21 protein-coding genes are annotated in these 23825 nt (G+C 44.3%); 1 reads left to right on the top strand and 20 read right to left on the bottom strand.

Translation table 11 applies throughout. The annotated features are described in order from the left end of the window. The first annotated feature begins 15 nt into the window (after positions 1 to 15). Positions 16 to 846 (top strand): DUF3738 domain-containing protein, encoded by an 831-nt coding sequence (locus tag FDK13_RS09635; RefSeq protein WP_137339782.1) that lies wholly within the window; start codon positions 16 to 18, stop codon positions 844 to 846. A 1031-nt stretch (positions 847 to 1877) separates the two neighbouring features. Here FDK13_RS09635 and FDK13_RS09630 read toward each other — a convergent pair. From FDK13_RS09630 to FDK13_RS09535, 20 genes are all read right to left on the bottom strand, one after another. Beyond that, positions 1878 to 3308: a T9SS type A sorting domain-containing protein gene (locus FDK13_RS09630; protein WP_137339781.1), complete on the bottom strand. Its 1431-nt coding sequence runs from the start codon at positions 3306 to 3308 to the stop codon at positions 1878 to 1880. Positions 3309 to 3346: 38 nt separating this feature from the next. Beyond that, the gene (locus FDK13_RS09625; protein WP_137339780.1) at positions 3347 to 3796 is read right to left on the bottom strand and encodes a choice-of-anchor Q domain-containing protein; all 450 of its coding nucleotides are present in this window, start codon (positions 3794 to 3796) and stop codon (positions 3347 to 3349) included. Continuing rightward, on the bottom strand, positions 3780 to 4811 hold the full coding sequence (locus tag FDK13_RS09620; protein ID WP_137339779.1) for a hypothetical protein: 1032 nt from the start codon (positions 4809 to 4811) through the stop codon (positions 3780 to 3782). Before FDK13_RS09620 ends, FDK13_RS09625 begins: the two co-directional genes overlap by 17 nt. A 91-nt stretch (positions 4812 to 4902) precedes the next feature. Then, positions 4903 to 5100, bottom strand: a complete 198-nt coding sequence (locus FDK13_RS09615; RefSeq protein WP_137339778.1) for a hypothetical protein — start codon at positions 5098 to 5100, stop codon at positions 4903 to 4905. Positions 5101 to 5400: 300 nt separating this feature from the next. Beyond that, positions 5401 to 6777 carry an enolase C-terminal domain-like protein gene (locus tag FDK13_RS09610; protein WP_137339777.1) on the bottom strand — a complete coding sequence of 459 codons (1377 nt, stop codon included), beginning with the start codon at positions 6775 to 6777 and terminating at the stop codon, positions 5401 to 5403. A gap of 105 nt (positions 6778 to 6882) precedes the next feature. Then, complete coding sequence (locus FDK13_RS09605; RefSeq protein WP_137339776.1) at positions 6883 to 7245, bottom strand: hypothetical protein; 363 nt, start codon at positions 7243 to 7245, stop codon at positions 6883 to 6885. 69 nt (positions 7246 to 7314) lie between these two features. After that, the gene (locus FDK13_RS09600; protein ID WP_229215991.1) at positions 7315 to 9462 is read right to left on the bottom strand and encodes a PVC-type heme-binding CxxCH protein; all 2148 of its coding nucleotides are present in this window, start codon (positions 9460 to 9462) and stop codon (positions 7315 to 7317) included. 74 nt (positions 9463 to 9536) lie between these two features. Further along, positions 9537 to 11621: a glycoside hydrolase family 20 zincin-like fold domain-containing protein gene (locus FDK13_RS09595; protein WP_137339775.1), complete on the bottom strand. Its 2085-nt coding sequence runs from the start codon at positions 11619 to 11621 to the stop codon at positions 9537 to 9539. 36 nt (positions 11622 to 11657) lie between these two features. Next, on the bottom strand, positions 11658 to 11855 hold the full coding sequence (locus tag FDK13_RS09590) for a hypothetical protein (protein ID WP_137339774.1): 198 nt from the start codon (positions 11853 to 11855) through the stop codon (positions 11658 to 11660). Positions 11856 to 11937: 82 nt separating this feature from the next. Continuing rightward, a complete protein-coding gene (locus FDK13_RS09585) occupies positions 11938 to 12678 on the bottom strand; it encodes an SDR family NAD(P)-dependent oxidoreductase (RefSeq protein WP_137339773.1) in 741 nt (246 codons plus the stop codon). A gap of 23 nt (positions 12679 to 12701) precedes the next feature. Next, complete coding sequence (locus tag FDK13_RS09580) at positions 12702 to 13628, bottom strand: dihydrodipicolinate synthase family protein (RefSeq protein WP_137339772.1); 927 nt, start codon at positions 13626 to 13628, stop codon at positions 12702 to 12704. A 12-nt stretch (positions 13629 to 13640) separates the two neighbouring features. Next, positions 13641 to 14567, bottom strand: a complete 927-nt coding sequence (locus FDK13_RS09575; protein ID WP_137339771.1) for a DMT family transporter — start codon at positions 14565 to 14567, stop codon at positions 13641 to 13643. Beyond that, positions 14564 to 15700, bottom strand: a complete 1137-nt coding sequence (locus FDK13_RS09570) for a mandelate racemase/muconate lactonizing enzyme family protein (RefSeq protein ID WP_137339770.1) — start codon at positions 15698 to 15700, stop codon at positions 14564 to 14566. The genes FDK13_RS09575 and FDK13_RS09570 overlap by 4 nt, the downstream gene beginning before the upstream one ends. Before the next feature lie 77 nt (positions 15701 to 15777). Beyond that, a complete protein-coding gene (locus FDK13_RS09565; protein WP_137339769.1) occupies positions 15778 to 16755 on the bottom strand; it encodes a 3-hydroxyacyl-CoA dehydrogenase family protein in 978 nt (325 codons plus the stop codon). Then, positions 16752 to 17138: a RidA family protein gene (locus tag FDK13_RS09560; RefSeq protein WP_137340109.1), complete on the bottom strand. Its 387-nt coding sequence runs from the start codon at positions 17136 to 17138 to the stop codon at positions 16752 to 16754. Before FDK13_RS09560 ends, FDK13_RS09565 begins: the two co-directional genes overlap by 4 nt. 46 nt (positions 17139 to 17184) lie before the next feature. Further along, the gene (locus FDK13_RS09555) at positions 17185 to 17976 is read right to left on the bottom strand and encodes a creatininase family protein (RefSeq protein ID WP_137339768.1); all 792 of its coding nucleotides are present in this window, start codon (positions 17974 to 17976) and stop codon (positions 17185 to 17187) included. A 251-nt stretch (positions 17977 to 18227) separates the two neighbouring features. Then, positions 18228 to 19586 carry a DegT/DnrJ/EryC1/StrS family aminotransferase gene (locus FDK13_RS09550; protein WP_137339767.1) on the bottom strand — a complete coding sequence of 453 codons (1359 nt, stop codon included), beginning with the start codon at positions 19584 to 19586 and terminating at the stop codon, positions 18228 to 18230. 166 nt (positions 19587 to 19752) lie between these two features. Then, positions 19753 to 21498, bottom strand: coding sequence for an amidohydrolase family protein (locus tag FDK13_RS09545; RefSeq protein ID WP_137340108.1), 1746 nt, complete (start codon positions 21496 to 21498; stop codon positions 19753 to 19755). 117 nt (positions 21499 to 21615) lie between these two features. Further along, positions 21616 to 22134, bottom strand: coding sequence for a hypothetical protein (locus FDK13_RS09540; RefSeq protein WP_137339766.1), 519 nt, complete (start codon positions 22132 to 22134; stop codon positions 21616 to 21618). 46 nt (positions 22135 to 22180) lie between these two features. Continuing rightward, entirely contained in the window at positions 22181 to 23803 is a 1623-nt protein-coding gene (locus FDK13_RS09535) for a RagB/SusD family nutrient uptake outer membrane protein (RefSeq protein ID WP_137339765.1), read from the bottom strand. Between the last annotated feature and the right edge of the window lie 22 nt (positions 23804 to 23825).

The following is a 23825-nucleotide window of genomic DNA, read 5'->3' as shown; positions in this document are numbered from 1 at the left end:
GATGTAGAACACACAATGCAAGCATTATTTAAATACCAGATGGTTCCACATACCATTTTAATAGATAAAGACCAAAATATTGTCGCTATCACAACTCCTGATCAAATTAATGAGACAACTATTCAATCATTATTAAATGGGCAGAATGTAAATATTGAGGTGAAAATCGATTCTGAGTTTGATCCCGAAAAGGATTATTTTTTTGCCAATCCGAATATTCAGTTTTCTGTTATGATAAAGCCATATATGCAAGGGTTTCCTTCTATGGCTAAGATTGGCCAAGGAACCTTTAAGGGCCGCAGAATAAGTTTCATTAATGTACTGCCTAGTATGATTATCCGGCGTGGTTATAATTTAACAAGTGAGGTTACAATAAATGAACAACCCAAAGAGCTCACCGAATTTGTTCCTGAAAACCTGATCTGTTTTGACATAATTGTACCCGAAAGTAAAAAAGCTGACCTGGATAAAATGATGATTATCGAAGTAGAGAAGCAATTCCCAATCCAATCAAGGTTTGTAAAACACAAATCTTCTGTTTATGTTCTTACACGAAATACAACTTATCCGGAAATTTGTGTCTCAAATTTAAAGGAGGCGATCAGTTTTAGCGGGCGTGGTATCGAAGCTACTGGTGCAAAGGTCGATGTATTGAAAAGTTATATTGAGAACATTTTGGGGCGTCCGGTAATTGACGAATCCGGTCTAGAAAAACATTATGATTTTATTTTCGAAATTTTACAAGAAGATCGTGATAATTCTATGAAAGAATCTTTAAGTAAACTAGGGTTAAAGTTGGTAGAGTCCGAACGCGATATTGATTTTTTAACTATTTCGTCCAAGTAAAGCAAGTATATAGGCAACTTGCGATGTTGCCTTTCTGTACCGTTTTATTGACGTCTTAGAGCTGTAAATTACAATCTTTGTGATGGTAAAAGATAGTTTCATTAGATAGATATTTAGAATATCCAAGGGGTAAAAAAGATTCAGAGAGTAGTTGGATGCGACAAATTTATGTTAAAGCTTTTCTTCTTTTTTAACATCATTTATTCTTAATTCACGCGTGTTTTTCTGACCTTGTTTAGTCTTCCCAAAGCTTAAAAAATAGGCAATTGAAGCAGCTCTTCCATAATAGTGTCCGACAACAGATTATACTATTAAGATGGCGCCTGTCGAACACCTTTTTTGACGGATTCACTATTGGGTAATAACTTAAATATCAATAAGTTAACTGGTATAATTTTGAAAAAAAAGGAGAAAACAATGATGTTTTCTCCTTGCGTGCACCTAGTGAGAGCCAAATCGAACAATTGACGCCACTTCTAAAGCTTTTTCGAGAGATAAAATAACTTCCGGTTAATACTAATTTGGATAAAACAATAATCAGCTTGCGTGGAGCTAAGGGGAGTGAAATCGAACAATTGACCAAGCTTTTAAAACTAATTCAGGCGATAAAGTTAGAGGAATGATAAGGGTTCAAATCCCACTCTCGGCGGAGTAAAAAAGGCCCAATTATATATGTCCTAAAAGAAATGGGGATGAATTTTGAAAAGAAGCAATGATTCGTAGAACTATGAAAGTTTAATCTATTTGTGCGTTTTCACCATAAGTGACAAAGAACCCTCATTGGTCCAGAACATCCAGCATGTCAGCGTAAAATGGATAAACATGCTATACTCACTAGCTATGGGCCTCCTCCAAAACAAAGGTATACAAATAAAGTTTTTATAGGTAAATAACACAGAATCTAGTAAATTCTTCCAACAAAAGGTTGCAATTACAGTTTACGAAAATCAGGACTTTAGAAGTTTAGACTAGTATGGCTAGGCCTAACTTCCTTCACTGATAAAATCCTTTTTCAATATTGTTAAGGCTAATTAGAATTTAACGATTCTCCATACGAAAGTTTCAGCATTTTCCAGGGTCACTTCAATATAATACGTGCCTGCTGCACCCTGCATTTCAATTTCAAGTGGACCGGTAATGTTCTTGTAGTCAGACGTCTTCACTACTTGCCCAAGGGTGTTTGTTATTTTTACAGACGCACTGCTGATAGGTTGGCGGACCATTTCCAGGTATATGTGCCCCCCGGTCAGCGGATTTGGATACAATTTACTGGTCAACTCCACTTCATTTGTAATTTTGACACTCCGTAGCCTGGAGTAGGTAAAGCTATCATCCATATCAATTATCTTCAAACGAAAATAAGACACTCCGGCGGACAAATTGGTCAACTGGCTCTGGTAATGATGATTAGCCCCCGTTGTTCCATTGCCCATAACAAAACCGACCTTTTGAAAAGTTTTACCCGTGCTTGACATTTCTATTTCAAATCCTTTATTGTTTAGCTCCGATGCGGTGCTCCATTGCAGCAACACATTGTTCTCTCCCTGCAAAGAAGCGGTAAAGCTGATGAGTGTAACCGGCAATACGCTTTGTGGTGCCTCAAAAGCACCCATGTCTATACTGGAACCTACCAGACGGGGATTGCCCGCGATATCTTTGTCTGTAGTAATACTGCCCGAATATGATTCATATAGGGCGTCACTCCCTGCATTTAAGGCCACACTGCCCGCTTTTAGTGTATAGTCTCCAAGGCTGGGATTGGTAAAAATGTCGCCAGGTGCATACTTTGAAGCGTTGATGTTGTGGGGGAAAGTCGAACCCAGCATCAGACTATAACTTGCCTCAATGCCGGTCAAAGATTCAAGGACAACTGCATTTTCTTCAGAACCAATAAGAATGCTGTTGTAAACGTGTAGTGAGCCATCTGACAAATACAGTTCGCTGGCACCGCTTGCTGCCACATTACCACTTATGGTCGTATTTCCAAGCGAGATCCCGGAAGAGTAACTATATATTCCGCCTCCATCCCCCGAGGAATTGTTTCCGCTGATAAACAAGTTGTTAAGTACGGACTGGGAATTATCATCAGCCATTCCACCTCCATGAGATACAGCATAATTGTTATTCAGCGTCGAGTTGTAAAGCCTCGGATATGCAGAATAATTCATCATTCCGCCTCCCACAATAGCGCTGTTCTGCTTGATGATCAGGTTGGCTTCTCTTGAACCCGAATTGACATTGGCCAAACCACCTCCAATGCCGCCACTAACATTTCGTCCATTCACGATGATCGAGCTAGCGAGATTGGCATTTCCACCAGTAATTGTGAATCCGTCCAGTTCCGCCGAGCCTTCATCTCCTGCGGAAACAACTACATGATAAGCGTTTTCCGTGTTTCCTGAAAAACTCAGGGTGGCACCAGATCCGGTTACCACATCATCTCCATTGAAATCGCCTCTCAAGATGCTCTTGTTGGCCGCCAGGGTTAAGTCCCTTTGGTCTAGCGTAGTTTCTTTCCCTGCAAAGCCGCCATAGACTGGTATATAGCTAACCAGCGAAAAGCTGTTGTTTCTCCCGTCGGGTTACCAAAGTTATCGTCCGCCGGGCTGTACAACGGTCTAAAAACACCGCCTGCCACCCAGATCTGGGTAACGGCAGGATTGGTTTTTGCAGCTACCAGCACATCCGCGAGTTCCGCAGACGCATTTGCCCAGTTGTTGCCCTTCACATTACCTGCGCCAGGCTGTTTTACGTAAACAATCCCATTGGCATCAGGCAAAACCGTCACATAGGGGCTTTCCTTAGCGCCCAGATCCACCGAGCCTTTGATACGTGGGTTTCCGGCCAGATCGGTTTTTACGGCTGAAAGGTCTGGTGATTGTCCGGCTGCAAAAAAAGCATTGCTGCCCGCATGGATGGCAGGGCTGCCGGCTCTAAGTGCATAACTCACCAAGGGATTGATCAAAAATATTGTTGGCATCTCCGCCGTAAACCACCATGTTGATGCCCGCAGGGTTATCCTGGACCAAACTATTCCTGTAAACAGGGTTGGATTTATCAATATTCCTGACCCCGTTGTCGGCATTGATACCTGAGACGTTGCGATAGATGATGCTATTATTGATTTTTGGTGAGGAACCACTGTTAAACATCCCACCACCGGGCCAGTCCGACACGTTATCGATGACGGTGACATTGGTCAGCACAGGCGAAGAGCCCACGTTGAACATCCCGCCACCATAAAATGCGGCGTTATTGCTAATGATCACATTGGTAAGCACCGGAGAAGAGGAGTCATTATTAGACATACCACCGGCGTAATTGGCAATATTTCCGCTGATTATCAAATTGGTAAGTATCGGTGACGAAGCGGCCAAAAACACGCCACCGCCAAAGTCAACTTCTACGGTCCTTCCGTTTATGGTTCTATATGCACCGTAGCTAAACTGGCCCTGGTTGTAATAATAATCGAAGGCCCTACCCCCGCTGATCATAAAACCGTTCAACTCGGCCGAGCCTACATTCCCCGCGGAGACGACAACGTGGTAGGCATCGCCGTCCGATGCGGAATTGTTATTATCCAGATCACCGCTTAAAGTGCATTTGTTGGCGGCCAGGGTTAAGTTGCGTTCTGCCAGGGTGTTTTCATTGCCCGCGAACCCACCGTAGATTTTCAGATTATTTACCATCAGAAATGCATTGCTTTTGTGATAGCTGACATTGGGGCTGTTGTTACCAAAATTATCATCTAGTGCGCTGTAAAGAGGTTTATAAACACCGCCTGCCACCCAAATCTGCCCAATTGCAGAATTTCGTTTGGCTGCAACCAGCGCATCGGCCAGCTCGCCTACGGCACTTGCCCAGCTACTTCCGTTGCCTGCTGACCCTTTTTTAACATACACGATGCCATTGGCAGGCGTAATTTGTGCGATGATCTGATGCGAAAAAGCTATTGCAAATAGCATTCCGATAACACGCAATTTTTTCATTGGAACGTTGAGTTGAAATTGTTAGAGTAACCTGGATGAATGAATATATTCCAGGTTGGATAAGAATTTACCAGAATGACGGACCTATGCCATTGCTGGCAGTAGCTGAGTCAAGTCCCAATATTTTATCATAAAAAAAGCCGTAGGCAATTTCTATTGTAAATAGGGGGGTGGTAAGAGGAAATTCACAAAAAGAATTGGCCTGAGGCGGCGCGGCGTTTACCTGGATACCACGAAATGGGCAAGTCCTGTTGAAAGTCATCATGAATCGTTGAGAATAGAGGGTAGTTAAGCTAAAGGTACAAAAATACTGGCAGCTTTAAAGCTCCTTTGTAATGATTGTCAGAAAAACCTGCAAGAAGTTCTTGGGCGTAACCGATTCTTGCTACGAAAGCAAATAGGAGAAAACAAATGGTTTTGCCCTGTGCAAAAAAATGTGAAAGGTCATTCTATGTTCTGATGTTTCCATTAAAAACTGACTTTTTCTCTAATTTTAGAGTCTTTTGGCCGACACACCGAAAGTGCCCTGATCAGTGCAACCCCATCCAATTCAAGAATATCACATTCACCGAAACATGTCCGTATAGTGCCCGGAAGGCAATAATACTCCTCCGCTACTGGCATAATAATGGTCATCCAGATTAAAAACGCCGTTACGAACTTGTATCCACGTTGCCCCCGCCATAGGATGATATTGCATCATAGCCTGCCAGTTTGTATAATTCATATCTCCGTTGGTCTCGATCATACCCATTCCCAGGCCCGGAAAGGGTTGCAACCGGGCTGCAAGATTTTTGTTCCAGTCAACCAGGATTGGGTTGACCGTCAGATCTGCACAAATGCAGGGGACATTACGTTCAGCAGCCAGTTTGGCTATTCTCATGGATAGGCTTAATGTTTTGGCAATTCCTTTAAGCACGAAAGCCTGATACCCCTGATCCAGCCGCTTGAGCGCATCTGCTTCAGTATGGATACTTTCGTCCGAAGCCATTCGAACGCCGATGCCTGCAACACTTTCATTATTGCGTTCCGAGAGCGGCTCTTCTACAAACAAAATCTGAGACAAAGCCCCTATTTTGTCTGCATGGTCGAGCAGCCTCAGCAGCGTTTCCTTCTTTTCGTACCTTCCATTGGAATCGAGTGTATAAATCAATTTCCCATTGGATGTCTGCCCGGTAGTCCTGTATTTTAACAACCCATGGATCTGCGTTATTCTTGCCTTATCCTTTTCCAGCATCTGTTCCTGGCTGCCGGCTTGCCCGGTTTTTATTTTGACAATAAAATAGCCCCGGTCAACGGCATGAAGTATTTCCTTTGCCGCCATCCCATAAGAAACCTGATACATCACGCCTACCCTGCTATTATGCGTTGAAAGGGCCTCTTTATAGGATCCGGGTATCATTTCATCAAAATTCCGGAAACCGTTTTCGGCTGCATAAAGCAGCCATGCCGCATTGTCGACACTGATGAGCGCATTAAAAATAAAATTAGGATTGAGCTGCCTGCTACCGGTTATTTTCACTGCCTCCATCTTTAGTTCCGGCAAAATACTTTCCAATAAATCCAGCGGTGACTCAAAACTTGTTTGCTTTACCAATTCCAGTGCTCGTTGCGTTACGGCAAACATGAACGCGTTCCCTCCTGCCTCCGAATAACGGGAGAACAGGTCGGCATCGCCATAAAGCACACTTTGAGTAGCGATGCCAACGTGGCCGCCACTTCCCGACCGTAGCAGAGAAGCGGTTTGCCAGAGCTCGGTAAGGTAGCCGCCCTTAAAACCGAAAGGTTTTGCCAGTGGCTCCCGCTCAAAATCCGAACCTGTCGTTTCTACCTGAATCTTTTTTAACGCTTTATCAGGTGAAAAAATCTGTTTATCATTCATCTTACTCGTCGCAAAACCTGTAATAAGTGCCGCTTTTGTTATAAATTCACGTCTGTTCATTATCCTTCCTGCCGTTATCGGTCCAGTCGGCGCAGAGCCACCATTGTATTTTCCGGCAGAAGTATTTCAGCAGGCTGCATTAAAATTGATTTGGAAATGTTAAAGCTAAACCTTTGGCGCCCAATAGGTACAATGCCCTTCCGGCAAAACCGGGCCGGCAAACAACAGGCAACCGCCGCAGTCCTTCCCTTCTTTTTGCGGAATCCAAAGCTTGCAACTGTCGCATTGTTTATCGGGAATGGGTGACAGGGTTACGTACCCCAGTGCTTTCCTTTTTTCAATATCAACCGGATCGACACCTGAAAGGTCTTCGCATGGATTTCCCTGTTTTTCGGGAGATGGTTTCTTTGCCACTACCGCTTTTTTGGTACCTGCACAGCCTGAGACCATCATTCCGATGCCCGAAGCACCTGAACATAAAATCAGGCATTTTTGTAAAAACACCCTTCTGCTATTTCCGTTTTCCATTATTGATTCATTTCTGCGGGAAAGAAATTAAGCCCGCCCGCCGGTGACTAACCTTTTAGTAAGCGTTTGTTAAATCGACAGGACCTTCCTTAATCCGGCAATAGCCCTTTTTAGGTCTTCTGACCCGGCTCCTTCTAACTTCTCTAAACTTTTTACAAGATTTTTATCCATGTTTACTTTATTTTTGGATCGTCTTGTCCCCTTCGTCAAACCGGTTAAAGCTGCGATCTGGTAGTCATTTCCTGTCTTCAGTATCACACCTAACAAACCGCTGATATCGTCCTTTCCATTCCGTGAGCCGGCTACGAAAGCATAATCTTCAATAAACTTAATTTTACCTGCCGAAGGGGTTGCAAAAAAAACACCGTTTTTCAAAAGAAGCTTTACCAGCTCAGGCGAACAACCACGCAAAGAGCTTAAAACCGAAAGCCGGTAAGAACTGTTCTCTGCATTTTTTTCAATAATTTCGGACAAAGCAGAAACAACTTCCTCGCTCTGAAATTGCCCCAGACTTAATGTTGCCTGGAAAGCAACCTGTGGGGAAGCGTCTTTTGTAAGATTTAAAATCTCAGGCAGAAACCCCGGATATCTTTCTGAAAGTAACAATCCATGTTCACGTACGCCCGCTTCCCTATCAGCCAACGCTTTTTTGACGAGTTCGGCTTCTAACATATTAAGGCCTTCCAGCGTATACAGCGCATGAAGCCGTCCCCGGGCATCTTTACTTTCTAAAAACATGTTCTTTAATAATGGAGCAATACTTTTGTCTTGTTTTTCCAGCAAAATCCTCTGGGCAGTTAGCCTCCACCATTGATCCGGCGATTCCAGGAAAGCCACGAGTTCTTCCGGCCTTTTTGTTGACCAGTCAGGAAATACCGTTGGACGTCTTTTACCTTCTTTAGGAGATATTTGCCAGATACGTCCATACTGCACTCCATTTGAGAAGTCCATATCCGCTTTCAGGTCTTCGGGGATGGAAACAGGTGTTTCGATATGCTGACGATAAATATCCGTTACATAGAGGTTCCCATCGGGTCCTACATAAAAATTTGCGGGACGGAACCAGGGGTCTGTTGTTGCAAGAAATTCACGATCCTTTTCCTTTTCGTCACGGGAAGCAACGAAAGCTGGCTGACCCTGAACCGATTTAAGCACATCTCTGTGAACCAGATTACCTGCGACTTCGCCGGTAAAGATCGAGCCATAAAAGGAGCGGGGGAAAACATCGCTACCATAAAATGTACCACCCGATGCCGCCGTAAAATGGTCTCTTGCATATTCTTTATAACCACTTTTGATAGAATCATAAGCAGCCTGACGGCGATCACTCCGAAGCTGCCGCCAATAAGGCGTAGCGGACTTCTGATACATTTCCAGCTCATGATCGGAAATGTTCAGCTCTGACGAATAGGTCGGCATAAACTCATGCCGATGGATGTAGCGATAGGGAATGGGTGACTGCTGAATATGTAAAGTGTTCTGTGTATAGAAACGGTGTCCCCAGTCGTCAATTGCCAGACCAAACTGCCCTGTGCCCGATTCTACCTCAAACAATCCCCTGTCCGGACGAAAACGAAAATCTCCGCCCGAAACATTTAGAGCCGGTGCTCCGGGGTTTTGTTTATAGATAATCATCCCACCCTGGCCATGGTTATTGGCATAAATCCAGTTGTCAACACCGTAACGCATACAGGTAATCTGAGCTTCCGAGTTTTTTGCAAAAAAACCGGTAAACACAACCTCTTTGATGTCTGCCTTAAAATCGCCGTCCGTATCTTTCATAAACAGGATATCAGGTGCAGCAGCAACGAGCACCCCATCTTTCCAGGGCAGCACACTTGTTGCACTGGGAAGCGACTCGGCAAAAACATAGGACTTATCCGGCTTGCCGTCCCCGTCTGTGTCTCTCAGAAGCCTGATCCTTCCCTTGTAGTTTCCAGGTTTTGCTTCGTAAGGATAGTCCCCCATTTCAATGACAAACACATTTCCATGTGTATCGAAAGCCATGTCCACCGGTGACAGCACATTGGGCTCTACGGCGAAAGGTTCGATCCGGAACTCTTCCCTGAGTTGGAAACTTTTCATCGCTTCGGTGGGAGAAAGAGCCTTGTTATACCTTTGAGCAATACCCTGCGTGCCAGCCAGAGTCAGCAAAAGCCCGATGCTAATGTTCCTGGCGTAAGAATGCATGAATAAACCAATTGTGAATCTGTTCATTTTATATTTTTTCAAATAAGATGTTCTCTTAACTTTTCTTTTCACAAAACCTTTTATTAACAAAATATCCTCTCTTATTGAGCCTGCAGCCACTTCCTCACTTTATCATTAAACGCCAGTTCGTAAACATGCATCCAGTCACTGGTATTGGTTCCGTTGGCCAGCATGTGATCATTGTTCTGATCGAGGATATAACCTTCCGGATTTCTTATAAACCGGGTTTCAGAAAACACATCCTCATATTCGGCCCTTATTTTCGAAAAGTGCTCAACATACCGGCTAATTTTTTGCCGGGCCTCCTGCTTGCCTGTCGGGGAAGCTTTATCAAACTCCTCAAGAAGCAGTAAAAGTTTTGCAGGATAGATCTGCAGTTCATTCATCTGAAAAAGATAGTCCACGGCAAAATGATTTCTCCGGGCAGCCTTTCTTGTAAGATCAATCCGCATTTTTATAACTTCGTACCTGGCTGTTTCTACTTTTGCGCGCTGTAATTTCACACTGTAAAGTTCGCTCCATGTGCTACCAACTTTGTTTTCTGCCGGCAAACCAATCAGATCTATATCCTTGGGGTAATGGCTCCGGTTTCCACTATCTTCTATCAATGCGGTATCCCAGAAATATAATGCTGTTTCCAGTGTATCCTGAAACTCATACGAAGCATCGCTGACAGCGGGTGCGTAAAACCGATGCCTGAAAACCTGATGAGATTCTTCTGCACTGATATTCTGATAATTCCAGGTGAGTGATGCAAAATCATGAAAACCCCGCATGTAGGTCTCGAAATGTGGAGACGAATCATCCCAGGCCGTGGTCAGTATTCCTTCCAGTTTCTTTTCTGTTGTTATCTCAGAGAAATCTTTGGTCGGCCCAAAAATAGAGCTTCTTCGCGGCAGCATGGCATTCATATCCTGAGAAGCCGAAGCGGCCATCACCTTAAAGTTATGCGATTTGAACCAGTCTATCGCCTTTATGTTACCGTGTAACTTTGGATTTGCATAATGCCAGCGCATATAGATACAATCCTTTGGAAAGAGATGAACGTTTTCGTCCATGATATGCTGCTTCTCTTTCCATTGCCTGTCCACTTCCTCCTTTGAAAGTGCCGGATCATGGAGTGTCATGTACAGGCCGGCCAGAGAAAAAACCATGTCATCCCAAAAAACAGGCGTCCGGTTATGCAAACGGGCAAACTCACAGACTTTATTAAGCCAGTACATCTGGAGCTCAAACGTTTTCATCCCCGATTTTTTCGACAATTCCGAACGGCCGAGGTTATATACCTCGTCGCCTCCCACATGCAGATATTTTCCGCCCGGTGTTGCTTCAATGGCATCTTCGTATAACTTGAACTGAAGCTGGTATACGTCAGGATTGAGCGGATCAAACACCCAGTCGGAAGACGGATCGTCACGTAATTTTTTATACTGATCGTGTTTTAATATAAATGAAACATGTCCAAGACCCTGAACCAGCGGGCTTATTTCTATGTGACGCTCGCTGGCATACCGACATAAGGCAGCAAATTCTTCGACCGAAACCGCATTGCCTGCGCCCACAGCGGGTGCTTTCCGGTATCTGAGTTTATCTTCAAACTCAACGATCACCGCATTAATCTTTATTTTCGCGAGCCTGTCGATCAAGTCATAATAATAGTTCTGATTATCAAGATGATATTTAAGATCCCAGTGAACCGACCTGTAAGGAACACCCGGAAAATCTGTAATCTTTAAAGCCGGGATGCCTAGATTCTGGTCATGGGCGTCTTCAAGTAGCTGGGCCAAAGTCTGACACCCATAAAACAGCCCTGCTTCTCCACGTGATCGGATCCGGACCTGTCCGTTACCTGCTTCCAGTGTGTAACCTTCCAAAGATTCGGGCACTGTATTATCCTTCACAATTTCCAGGCTCAGGATTCCTTCACCGGGAGCTGATGCCACCGGCAGAAGCGAGACAACCGGCACCTTTGGCCTTTTGATACCGCCTTTCAGATTTACGAATTTCAATTCATCATATTTCAATTCCTTTCCCTTTATCAATTCCGTTGTCTGCGGTTTTGGCAGAAGTTTGAAATTTTGCTCGAAAGCTCTTTTGTCCATTCCAAGGGTGGTTCGAAAACTACTCAGATAAAAAATGGCCAGAATTAAAAAATACCGTTTCATTATTAAAGGTTTAGGAATTTGTCATTTTTTCTTGCTTCACTCGCCCCATTTCAAAATACGCGTATTCATCGCCAGTTCAAAAACGTGCATCCAGTCACTGTGGATGGTACCGCTGGCCAGCATCGGATCGTTGTTCTGATCCGGGATGTATCCTTCGGGATTTGAAATGAATCGCGTTTGTGAAAACACGTCCTCATATTGTTTCCTGAGTTCGGGAAAAGCCTTCTGAAACATTACAACAGAATCTGAGAAAATGATGATAATATAAATAGCTGAAATACCGCCCGGAGGAACACAATAACTAACTTTCGGTTCCTTAATAGGTAGCCCTGCCCCCGGTAAGGTCAAACGTAAAACCTGTTGTAAAACTATTCTCATCCGAGACAATATACGCCGCCAGATTGGCCGCCTCCTCAAGAGTTCCGCAGCGCTTCATCGGAATTTTATCAGCCATATATTTTACCTGAGCCTCTGGCATAGCCTCGACGAGGGCTGTCCGAATAACAGCAGGGGCCATGGCATTAACCGTTATTCCGGTTTCCGCATACTCCTTGCCCTGTACCTTTGTCATCCCAATAACCGCTGCCTTGGAAGCCGAATACGCGAGCATTCCCGCATTACCCTCTTTGCCTGCGATGGAAGCGATGTGAAGTATCCGCCCATAATTCTCTTTTAACATATAAGGAATTACCGCTTTCGAAGTATAAAAGCTCCCCATAAAGTTGATTTCGAACACTTTTCTCAGGTTTTCGTCATTTACTTCATGACTTTTTATATTGGTAATGCCGGTAATACCTGCACAGTTAACAAGGATATCAATCCTGCCAAATGTCTGAAAAACCGTCTCTACGCTTGCATTTACGCTTTTTGACTTCGTGATATCAAGTGGCATAATCTGCGCGTTTGCTTCGCTCCCAAACCAGGTGTGCAGTGCATTTTTATTCAAATCGAAAAGAGCGACAAAACATCCTTCCGCCAATAATTTGAGAGAAATTGTCAAACCCAACCCAGAAGCAGCACCCGTTACAATAGCTACCTTACCTTTAAATGTACTCATACTCTATCTTATTAAGGAACCATTCAAATAACTGCATCCAGCTCTCCAACAAGCAGAAGGACCCTTTCATTGAGCTCTTTGATGTATCTTTTTGTATTAGCATCAGGAACATAAGCAGCCGAACGCACTATACTGTTGCCCAAAATGCCTCTTGCCATCAACAGTTCTTTCTCAGCATAATGGAAAAGCTCCATATTCTGTAAGGAAAAGAATATTTGCGGCATAACTTTCTCAAACATTTCAAAAGCATCACTGTTTTGGCCGCGCTTTCTAAGCAGGAATATTTTTTGAAGAATATCAGAAACAGCCAGACCGGGCATTACTCCGGTTATACCAACCGGAATAAGCTCAAGCATATACAAACCTCCCCATCCCTCAAGTAGTCCCACAGAACCCTCGGTCGTTTTAATGATGTCTTCAAATTTGGGCGAACACAAGGGTTCTTCCAGTTTAAGATATTTAAAATTTGCATGTTCGAGTCTTAATTCATTAATCAGGTTTACACTAATGGAAGATCCTCCTGGGTTGAAATCCTGTATCAGAACGGGTGTATCCGGGATTGACCTGAAAAATTCAGACAAATACGCTTTAATTGAGTCTTCCGGAAGGCTGAAAATACGCGGAACGGCAAGTGAGATAATGTCAGCGCCCGCTTGCACATTAGCCTGCGCCAACCTGATGGCGATTTTCAGCGAGGCATGGTTGGACTGCGCTACCACAGGGACTCTGCCAGCGGCGTGCTCCACTGCTACTTTTACGACATGTAGTTTTTCTTCGTCTGTGAGCTTATAAAACTCACTTGCATAGGCGGGCAGGCAAATTGCACTGACTTCACTTTTGATCGCAAAGTCAACTAATCTTCTCAGCGCATTGTCATCTATTTCTTCATCTTCTGTGAAAGGTGTGGGTATAATAGGTACGACACCGTAGAGTTCTTTGGTCTTTTTCATTTTTTAACGTTTTTATGAATTACTTTTTAGAGCTGCCGACTGATTCATCCGATAGTCCACAACGGTGATAATAAGGGTAGAGACAAGAACAAGGATGCCTCCAAATATGGCGTTTACACTCAGTTTTTCACCCAGCCATATCGCCGCGATCGGCAATCCGAAGAAGGTAATCAGGTAATTCGACAGCGCTACCTGGGTAGCATCCAACACCTTTAAAGCTTTGAAAAACAACAGCATGGACAAAAAGTTATGAAAGAATGTCAATAACAGAATGCCAGTCCAGGTTTGTGTTGTGAAGGATGGAATACGGGCAAAAACATCCGGTTCGTAAAAAATCACAAGTGGAGTCAGCAACGTTACCATGACCAGATAGGTGTAAAATACCATCTCCATTTCTGTAAACTTCTCTGCTATTTTTTTACAACCGGTGTTATAATATGCATTGCCGACAATGGCCAGAAAAATCAATAGATTTCCAACCGCATATTTCGAACCAAAGTCCATCTGTTTGAGATCATTGGCAGAACATAATACGACGCCGACCACCGCTATGACAAAACTGATCCACCGGGTCAGTGTCATTTTCTCCTTAAGTATCAAAAATGCAAATACCGCGGTAATGACTGGCAAGGCAAGCGAGATAATGGCTGCGTTATTTGCAAGGGAATATTGTGTTCCCCAGGTCATCAGAACCTGGGCAGGAAATGCGCCAAGCAGCGCAAGCTGACCAAAAACCAGCAGATCTTTAAAACTCTTTTTACTTTTTCCAAAATCCCTGATCACAAACGGAAAGAGAAAAATGGCAGCAAACAGCATTGGCCCCCAAACAGTAAAATAAGGCCCTGCCTGATCCTGCGTGAGCTTTATACAGGTGAACTGAAGCGCCCACATCAGGTTGCAGGCGATAAGCAATCCCCAGGACAAGATGGTGTTTTTCATAGCTGACCTAGTTGCATGCCCGTTTTATAGCGCGAAATGGCCTCATAATCCAGCTCGATCCCTAACCCGTTTCCGGCAGGAACAAGGGCTGCTCCGCTTTCAAATTTTATGGGATCTACTATCAAATCGTCCTCCCGTACCAACTCTCCGAAAAGATCTGATGGGATCGTACAGTTAATGCTTGCTGCTGCAATGTGCAATCCCACGGTCTCGGAAATTCCCAAATCCACCTCGGAACCTCTCCAGCATGACTTTCCTTCCATATGTGCCATTTCTGCAAGCAGTACCGAATTGTATGCCGATCCGTTGAAATTGTATCCATCCACGGCATCCGCTCGGATGAACGCGATCATATCACGGATGTCCTGAGTATAAGGAAGTGAGATGTGTCTGTACATCGAAATCCCCAGCTTTTCCTTCAGAAACCGGAAGCCTGCAATATCACCATGCAGGATAGGGTCTTCCAGGCCCAGCATGATTTCCTTTTCAACTCCCTCCATCAATTCCAGTGTTTTTTCAACAGTTGTCCACCTCTGATTCGGATCGAGAATTATTTTGATACCGTCGCCGCATCGCTTTGCTATTTCTTCGGTCCACAGGCTCACTTTATCTTCATCAGAGCATTTAAATTTGAATGCCTTGTGGCCTTTTTCCATGGCTTCAAAAGCTTTCTGAGTTGCTTCCTCCGGAGTACGCCGGCCTGTCCATCCCAGACAATCGACGCGGTCGCGATACGCTCCCCCGAGAATCTGGTAAACAGGAACCCCCAACAGTTTCCCTACCAGATCAAGGATAGCCGATTCAAAAGCTTCGTATATCCGCTGATCATTTACCGGTAGTCTCCGCCAGTTCAAACGAAGTACATCTTTTCCTATCAGTTCTTTACAGGCCGCGCCAATCAGTTCCGGGGAGGCGCTCCGGTACGTTTCGCCAAGCCCGATCAGCCCGTTTGCTAATTTTATTTCAATAATCCATTTAGGCTGATTTGCAAATTCTGTCCAGCTTTCACCCGTCATGAATTTTTTGGCAAATGATTTATCTGTGTCCAGTACCGTATCCGAGTTAAGGCTTCCAGGTTTGGCCGGCACGATCACTTCGGTTGCTCTGATATATTTTATATTGGTGTCTTTCATGTATTTAGAAGCTATTAGCAGCCAGCATTTAGCCTGATTCTCTGTCTTTCAAAAGTTATATTAGGATACTTTCTCATTCAAAATGATTTTACATCACTTTGTTGTTCCCCGATATTCTGAGAATATTTTTCGGCCAGCTTTCTAATATCATAACTGAATTCGATGAACCGCTTCTCCCACGCTTTGGCAGAATCCTCGGTGTAGGAATAAAATCCTTTGGCATTACTGACGCCACGCGCTCCCTGATCCACCAGCTTTTCAATCAACTCAGGTGCTTTGGCAGAATTGCTTAGCTCAGGAAACAAATCCTGCATAACGGTCAAATACGCAGGAATACCCGTTAAGTCCATAAAACGGAATGGTCCCGCAAACGTGATCCAGTAACCCAGGTCATTGCGAAGCGAACGATCAACGTCCTCTACGGTTGCATAGCCGTTTTCAACCAGATAAAAAGCTTCCCGCATCATGGCGTACATCACACGGTTGGTAATAAATCCTCTGATATCCTTTTTCAGAAGTGACGGTTCCTTTCCCCAGGTTTCTGCCAGTTTTATCATTTTTTCTGCATAAACCAGATCGGACTTACTTCCGCAGATGATCTCCATAAACCTGGTAATGTGGGCAGGTTCAGCCCAGTGAATTCCTAAAAAACGCTCAGGATGCTTCAAATCACTTTGTAATAAAGAAACCGGAATAGCGGATGTATTACTGCCAATGATTGCATCTGCCGCCAGTACTTCCTCAAGTTGCCGGTAAACCCGCTTTTTTTCATCTACATGCTCAATAATGGACTCTATCACCACAGAGTGCCCTGCAAGCAAAGCTATGTTATCCGTTATAGTGATGTTTTTAATGATTTCCTCAGCCGTTGCACTGAGTATTCCCTCCTGATGCAATTCTGTAAGAAAAGACAAAATACGTTCAAGCGCAGGAGCCGATTCAGAAATATCCCTCACTACCGAAGTTACCTGATGACCAGAAGCCAGTATGCAGGTAGCAATACTACTTCCCATAAGTCCCAGTCCAACCGTTCCGATTCGTATTTTTTCGCTCATATATTTTTAATGATGGCAATGGCATCTATTTCTACTTTGATTCCATCTGATAATACCGACTGAACGGTCGTCCTGGCCGGCATCACACCTGTAAAAAATGACTTGTAAACCGTATTGTAGCGATCAAAATCATTGATATCACTCAGATGCGCCGTGCATTTTACAATGTCGTCCATCTTTCCACCAGCTGCCTCCACTATCTTTTGGATATGTAATAAAGTCAGGCGGGTTTCTTCTTCAATGCTTCCCGGTACCACTTCGCCCGTTACGAGGTCTAGTGGCCCCTGCCCGCTTACAAACAGCAGCTCACCCGCCAACACCCCAGCCGAATACGCACCGGTATCTGCTATTTTGTCAGGATGACTGATCTCTTTTTTTTCCATTGTTTCGTTTTTCATACACGCACAAACCAATCAGATTTTAAATTCACTATTCCCTCAGATCCGCCATAAGCGGCCAGGATTTAAAGTCGTTCAGGAAGTTAACTACGCTTTCAACGGCATGTTCAAAAAGATACTGACCCTTTTCGGCCGTTGCAAGCTGAGGCTCTCCGCTACTGCCATTTCCGGAAACGAATTGTGTTTTTTTCACCATCGTCACGCCCCGATAAGGTTCATCATCCTCCCAGGGAATGTATCCGTTGCTCTCAGGACGCGTAGCACGCTCTATCTCATTCCTGAACACCTTATAAGGAAACAGGTGAAGCATTAGGCTTGTTTCGTATTCACAGGCGTGGCTGAGCGCAGGACTTTCCATCGGAGGCAAGCCCGCAAACACTTTTCCTGCAACCTCCCAGTAGGTCGCCAGAGCAATATTCGGAGCGACCGTATCATCATATTTGTTACTCAGTACTGCCAGAGCCTGCTTTACAGGTGTAATATTTCCGCCGTGACCGTTTAATAATACAATACGGCGGAAGCCGTTTTGCAGCAAAGATTCTACCAGTTCTACAATCACCTGCGTATAAGTGGTGATCGAAATGCTCAACGTTCCTCCAAAAGCCAAATGATGATGACTTGAACCAAAAGGCATTGTCGGGCACAAAAGAATGCGATCGGCCATCTTTCCTTCTGCGGCATAGGCGATGGCCGAAACGATATCCGTGTCAGTGGCAACAGCCAGGTGCGGCCCGTGCTGCTCGATAGCGCCAAGAGGCAATAGTACAACTATATTTTGCACTACCTCATTAAGCGCTAGATAATTTGACTCTGATAATATCATGACAACAGTAATCTCTATAATTTAGAATATTAAAGCGAGGACCAGCTTGTAATTATGTTTACAAAAATACTAAATATTTGTAAACATTAATAAGAAACTTTCTTTTAATTGGCTTAACAATACGTAATCGGTTTAATCAGTTGATTATCAGCAATAAACATCTTAACAGATCAATTCACTCGTTAACAAAGCAGGAACGAGATTTAGTAAAATGCTTTACATCAGCTTTGCAAAAAAAAATTAGATCTTCATCAGAGCAAATTCAGCTTATCTCTGTTATCATAAACCTTCATAATGGCATCAATAATATGATCTATATCCCGTCTCGATCCCAGCAGTGTTCCCGATGCCCAAAGCGATACCATTCTTGAACAAGCCAGATCACACTGAGGCAGGTGCATATCTTCTTTGTATTTTTTAAGCCTTTTGGCGGTATACATTTCTTTGTAAGAGCGCAGGCCAAGAATATGATCCACCCAGGGCTCACGATGTAAACCTTGTTCTATATAACCTCCAAATCCGATTCCTTCGGCATTGATTGCCTTAAGAAACTTACTTCTGTCTGCATTATTGAAATGCTCTTTATGATAGGTCAGCGCATAAATGTACAAACCGGCACTTTCTGTTCCCACATACCGCTTCTGAGGAACAAGACCAGGGAAATCTTTTAATCTGGCATTAAGGTAACTGGCATTTTCATTTCTTAACGCAAACCTTTCTTTTACGCCTGGCAGCTGACCCATCAAAACAGATCCTTCAAATTCGTTCATCCGGTACTTTGCACCAATCGTTTCATGTTTTCCCTCGCGTGAAGTCCCATGATTTTGCACGGTGTAACATTGCTCCATAAGCGCCTGATCATTTCCGATAATTGCACCTCCCTCACCGCAGGCTATTTGTTTGCTTGCCTGAAAACTGAAGCAACCCAGATCCCCGATAGTACCGAGTTTTTTCCCATTGTAAGAAGCCAGATGTGCCTGGCAGGAATCTTCTATCACTTTAAGACGATGCTTTTTTGCAATGGCCATAATAGCGTCCATATCACAAGGCACACCACCGATATATACCGGAATGATGGCTTTTGTATTTGGTGTAATTTTCTGTTCTACGTCAGCGGCGTCAAATTGATAGGAATCTGCATCCAGATCGGCCAGCACAGGTAACGCCCGGCTTGTAATAATAGCAGAGACCGTCCCCATATCAGTATAGGGAGAAGTGATGACCTCATCACCCGGCCCGATCCCCAGCGCTTCCACGCAAGTACTTAGTGCCTGCGTACCGGATCCTGTCGCAACACAATAAGATGCACCAAACAGCTTTGCGTATTCTTTTTCAAATGTGCCTACTGTTCCATCCGGATCGTCAATTCGGCTCCATATGCCACTTCGGGTAGTTTTTACGATCCCTTCCACCATTTTTTCGTCTATGTAAGGCCATTTCGGCCAGCTCACATTCTTTCTTACAGGTGTGCCTCCAAGGGCAGCCAGTTTATCAATTCCTCCGCCTGCACTAATACTGTAAGACGGTATCGCATAAGCCGCCATCATAGCCGCCGAACCGGCACCTAACTTACCTATAAATTTACGCCTGCTTAAATCGTTCGTATCCATTTCTCCCTGAAAAATTAACTTAAAACTCCGAAACCGACACCCAAGATGACCAGTTTCCTTTACCCAGATTCTGATGCCCCCCTCTGATTAAAGGCGGGGTTACACCGATTATATCAACAGCTAAATGTCACCATTTAACCAAATTAATTTCAATGGAAAGAATTTTCTACCCTTTCGTCAGTTTTGGCCGGTTATACGCCGGCAGATCCGCCAGACAAGGTTCAATCACTTTTAGTGCATTCCCGGCCAATATCTTTTTTTTGACTGGTAATGATAATCTGGAAAAAATAACCCATCCCAGCTGCTGCCGCGGATCGCGCATAGGGAGATCCGAACCATAAAGGATCCTGTCTTCTCCTGCACCGGCAACAAGGTATTCGATAATACCCAGATGAACCGGCGTCAGCGTAATTTCTGCATATATATTGGGAAACTTTTTCATGGCTGCAATGGCCATGTCAGCCATCTGATAACTTCCACCTGCATGGGCAATGACCCAGCGTACGTCGGGATATTTTTTTGCCAGACTTTCTGCTTCAAAAAGATCGGATCTTGAATTATGAAGTAACCCATAAAATTTTCGCTTGTTGCCATATTCCCACCATATATCATAAGACGGATCCTGATATTCCACGCCGTAATAATGATAGGGCTTCATGCCAATGAATCTCTTATCTTCATACATTTTCGGAATCATTATTTTCAACTCTTCCTGAGAGTAATGTGTCGGGTCAAAATTTGCAAGCCCCCAATATCCCGGAGGGGCCAGATCCAAAGACTTTTTTGCCGATATATTACCCCCTGCTGCATCGTGACTTACCACCCCGTTCCAGCTCATAATTCCACCGCCATCGTATCCAAGTCGCTTTAAAAGCCTGAAAACTTTATCAGGGCCACCATTTTCCATTCTGTAACCCCAGCCGGCTCCGTTCAACCCCTCATTAAGCATGTGCATGTGCATATCAATGAGCGGCACAGGAATTGGTTTCCCGTTTTTTACAGCCTCCATCAGGATGTCATCATTGGGATTATTTTTGGTTTCGGGTGGTTTTAATCCGTGTAGTAAACGCGTCAGGTTTCCACCGGTTGCTTTTGCTCTGGCTTCCGCTGGGATGTCCGCATAGTCCATGTAAGCACGATGCGCACCTGCAGACATTGTCGGGCTATTGGATCCAAAAATAGCCTGATCTATATAACCCTTCCTGTAAAAATACTCTATCCCTTCGTTGATCTGAAAATTATCGAAACCCACATGCAGGTTTCGATGACTGGCGACCATCGGAAGCACATAGCGCTGATCCGACCAGCTGGCGTTAATCAAATAGACCGGTAATGAAGGGTATTTCGTCAGGAATTCGTTGAATGGCGACATGCCGCCAAACTCACCTGCATTGACAATCGTCAGGATTTTATTTTTGGACAGCCAGTTGAGCAATTCATGGCTGGCTTGATCCTTCCAGTCCCATTCATTGGTGTGAGGGAATAAACTAACCGCGCGGACATTGTGCAGTTTCATTTGTTTTCCGAGCTCAACCGGATCTGGGAATTCGCCTGTTTGATGCGGCATGACATTCCAGATCGCGAATAAATTGGCATGGGCCCTGATTTGCCCGCTAAGTTCCAGATTTGAAAACATGGCATCGTAATTCACCGATAATGTTGAAGCTACCAGTGCTCCTGAAATTGAACAGTGGTTCATCTCCTCCTGTAAATGCCCTAGGCTCCAGCGTTCTGCCGGATGTTTGTATTTGCGGGGTCCAATACGGGTATAACCATCAAAATACACCGAATTTCCAGCATTTTCCTGAATGTCGGCCTCCGCTCCAAAAAGCGGGTTGAGATGACCTGCTGCAGCCAGCGCCAGACCAGCCAGGGTGTTTTTTTTAATAAAATCTCGCCTTGAAACAGACATAACAGAACTTTGCTAAGTTTTCAGTTTTGAACAGCTTAAAAAATAAAGTTGTCACAAGGCCTTAATGAATAAAGTTCCAGGGACCTTGCGACTATTATTTACAATCCGCAGAAAGGGCTAGATATTCTGAATGATCTCATCGACATAGGCCTCTCCGGTTGGTGAATTCATCGACTTGATTTTCAAAAGGCCCTTTTTCCCATTTTTACTTTTAAAAAAAACTACATCGCCAGGCAGAATCGGTATAACCTCCAGAGTCGGTTCCAGGTTGGCAAATGACTTGTCATCAGTGAGGATATCAAACTGATCCGCGGTTATCTCGGTTTTTGCAAACCGGATTCCGGTATCCGGCAGCCTGTTCAGGCCAGCTCCGTCGATATTCCACAGCTGACCATGATCAAAGAAAAGATCAATCATCGGTAATATATCCGGATCTGCCATCTGGCCGGATCCGTAAACATACGCTTTATCCACATCATAGCAACTTCCATAGTCGCTGTCCCAGCCGCCAAGTATCAGATCAGAAGCTCTGTTGATAGATCTTTTTGAAACATTTTCTTCCTGCTTGTCACAACTGTAAAGTCCTGTGGACAATATCAGACAAACAATGATTGCCAGCACATTTATCTTCTTCATTGGATGATTAATTTAAAAGTTGACATTATACCCTATTCCCAAAGCCTCACCACTCCGGATTCTGTTTCAATGACGGATTCAATGCCAGCTCATTCACGGGAAACGGCCACAGATAATCTCTTTTGGGATTAAAGCTTCTGACACTTGCACTCTCAGCTATAAAACAATTATCGGCCGTAAGATTAGGATTAATCACCTCACCGGTTGCGTCAAATTCTGCCTTAAAATAATAGGTGCCCAATACAGGTTTCGGCAATTCGGTTTCGGCCGTCTTCCACCGGATCAAATCCCAATATCTGAACCCTTCCATGGCCAGCTCGACACGCCGTTCTCTGCGGATCTCGTCACGCATATTAAGGTTGTTGGTTTTAACAAATGAATTGGTCAACGGAACGACCTTACCTCTGGTCCGCAGCAGATTGATTGTCTGATCCAGGTCTCCGTCGGAAATATTCCCATCCAGTTCGTATTTTGCCTCCGCGTAAGTCAGCAGTACCTCTGCGTAGCGGATAATGGGCAGATCTATATAAGAAAGACTGCTTGGCATATCCTCAATAATCACATATTTCCGGAAGCAATAACCGGTTGGCTGATAGTAAAGCGATGGATTTACATAATTTCCGGTAATACTGTACGGGTCACCCTTTTTCATCACAGAAGCACTTAACCGCGCGTCCCGGTTGTTGAATACTTCGAGTGAAGTTTTTGGTTTTTTGTATAGAGGTGACTGATCAATAGGCAAACCATCCTTCATCAGGTAAGCATCTACCAGAACTTTTGTTGGATTTATCGCACCGTTGATGATCTGCCTTGGCGCGTTATGCGCATCAACAGATTGTGTAAGATTGATACCATATTGGTGAACCATGATATTTTCCGGATTTTTTCGTCCCTCACCCGGGTAACGGAAAAGCTCATAGTAGTCCGGAAACAGGCTGTGCTCCTTGCTATCGATTACGGCTTTGGCCGCAGCGACGGCAAGGTTAAGGTGCTTCTTATAATCGCCATAATTATGAAATTTCGATCTGGTCCCTTCAAACAATGCAATTCTTGCTTTAAAAGACAATGCCGCCGTTTTTGAAATACGTCCGTAGCCCGCGTCCCCGAGGACACTCGGTGTAGAAAGTTTGGCGATTGCAAAATCCAGGTCCTGATAAATGGCATCATATACGAGCTCACGTGAACTGGCCGGCGCTGTGAGCATAGGGTCATTGTCACTCAGTGTATTCAATATAAGCGGTACATCACCATATCGCTGAACGAGCCTGTAATAACCCCAGGCACGGAAATATCTGGCCTCGCCAATGTAGCTGTCAACAGTGGACACAGCAACGCCATTGCTGGCTGCCTTAGGTGCCTTTTCTATGATATTATTTGCCGCACGGATCAGCTGATACGGATAGTTATAATCAAAATCGGTGGAGGTTGCCTGCCTGGAACCACTGCTTATGGCATTATTCTCACTCCCAAAACCATCATCCGACCAATTGTCGTCGGTGAAAGGCTGAGAAGGTAAAAATATATAAAGATAATTGGCAGCGGCTTTCAGATCACTTTCGCTCCTCCAGAAAGATTCATCGCTTAGCTGCGTTTCCGGAATCCTGTCCACATCACAGGCTGTCGCCAGGAAGAGACTCGCAAATACAAAATACTTAATATATCTCATCATTTTTATCGATTTAATGTATCTG

The organism is Dyadobacter frigoris (assembly GCF_005280585.1).
Classification (GTDB): Bacteria; Bacteroidota; Bacteroidia; order Cytophagales; family Spirosomataceae; genus Dyadobacter; species Dyadobacter frigoris.
The sequence above is the reverse complement of the archived record's forward strand: the minus strand, read 5'-3'. Positions and strand labels throughout refer to the sequence as shown.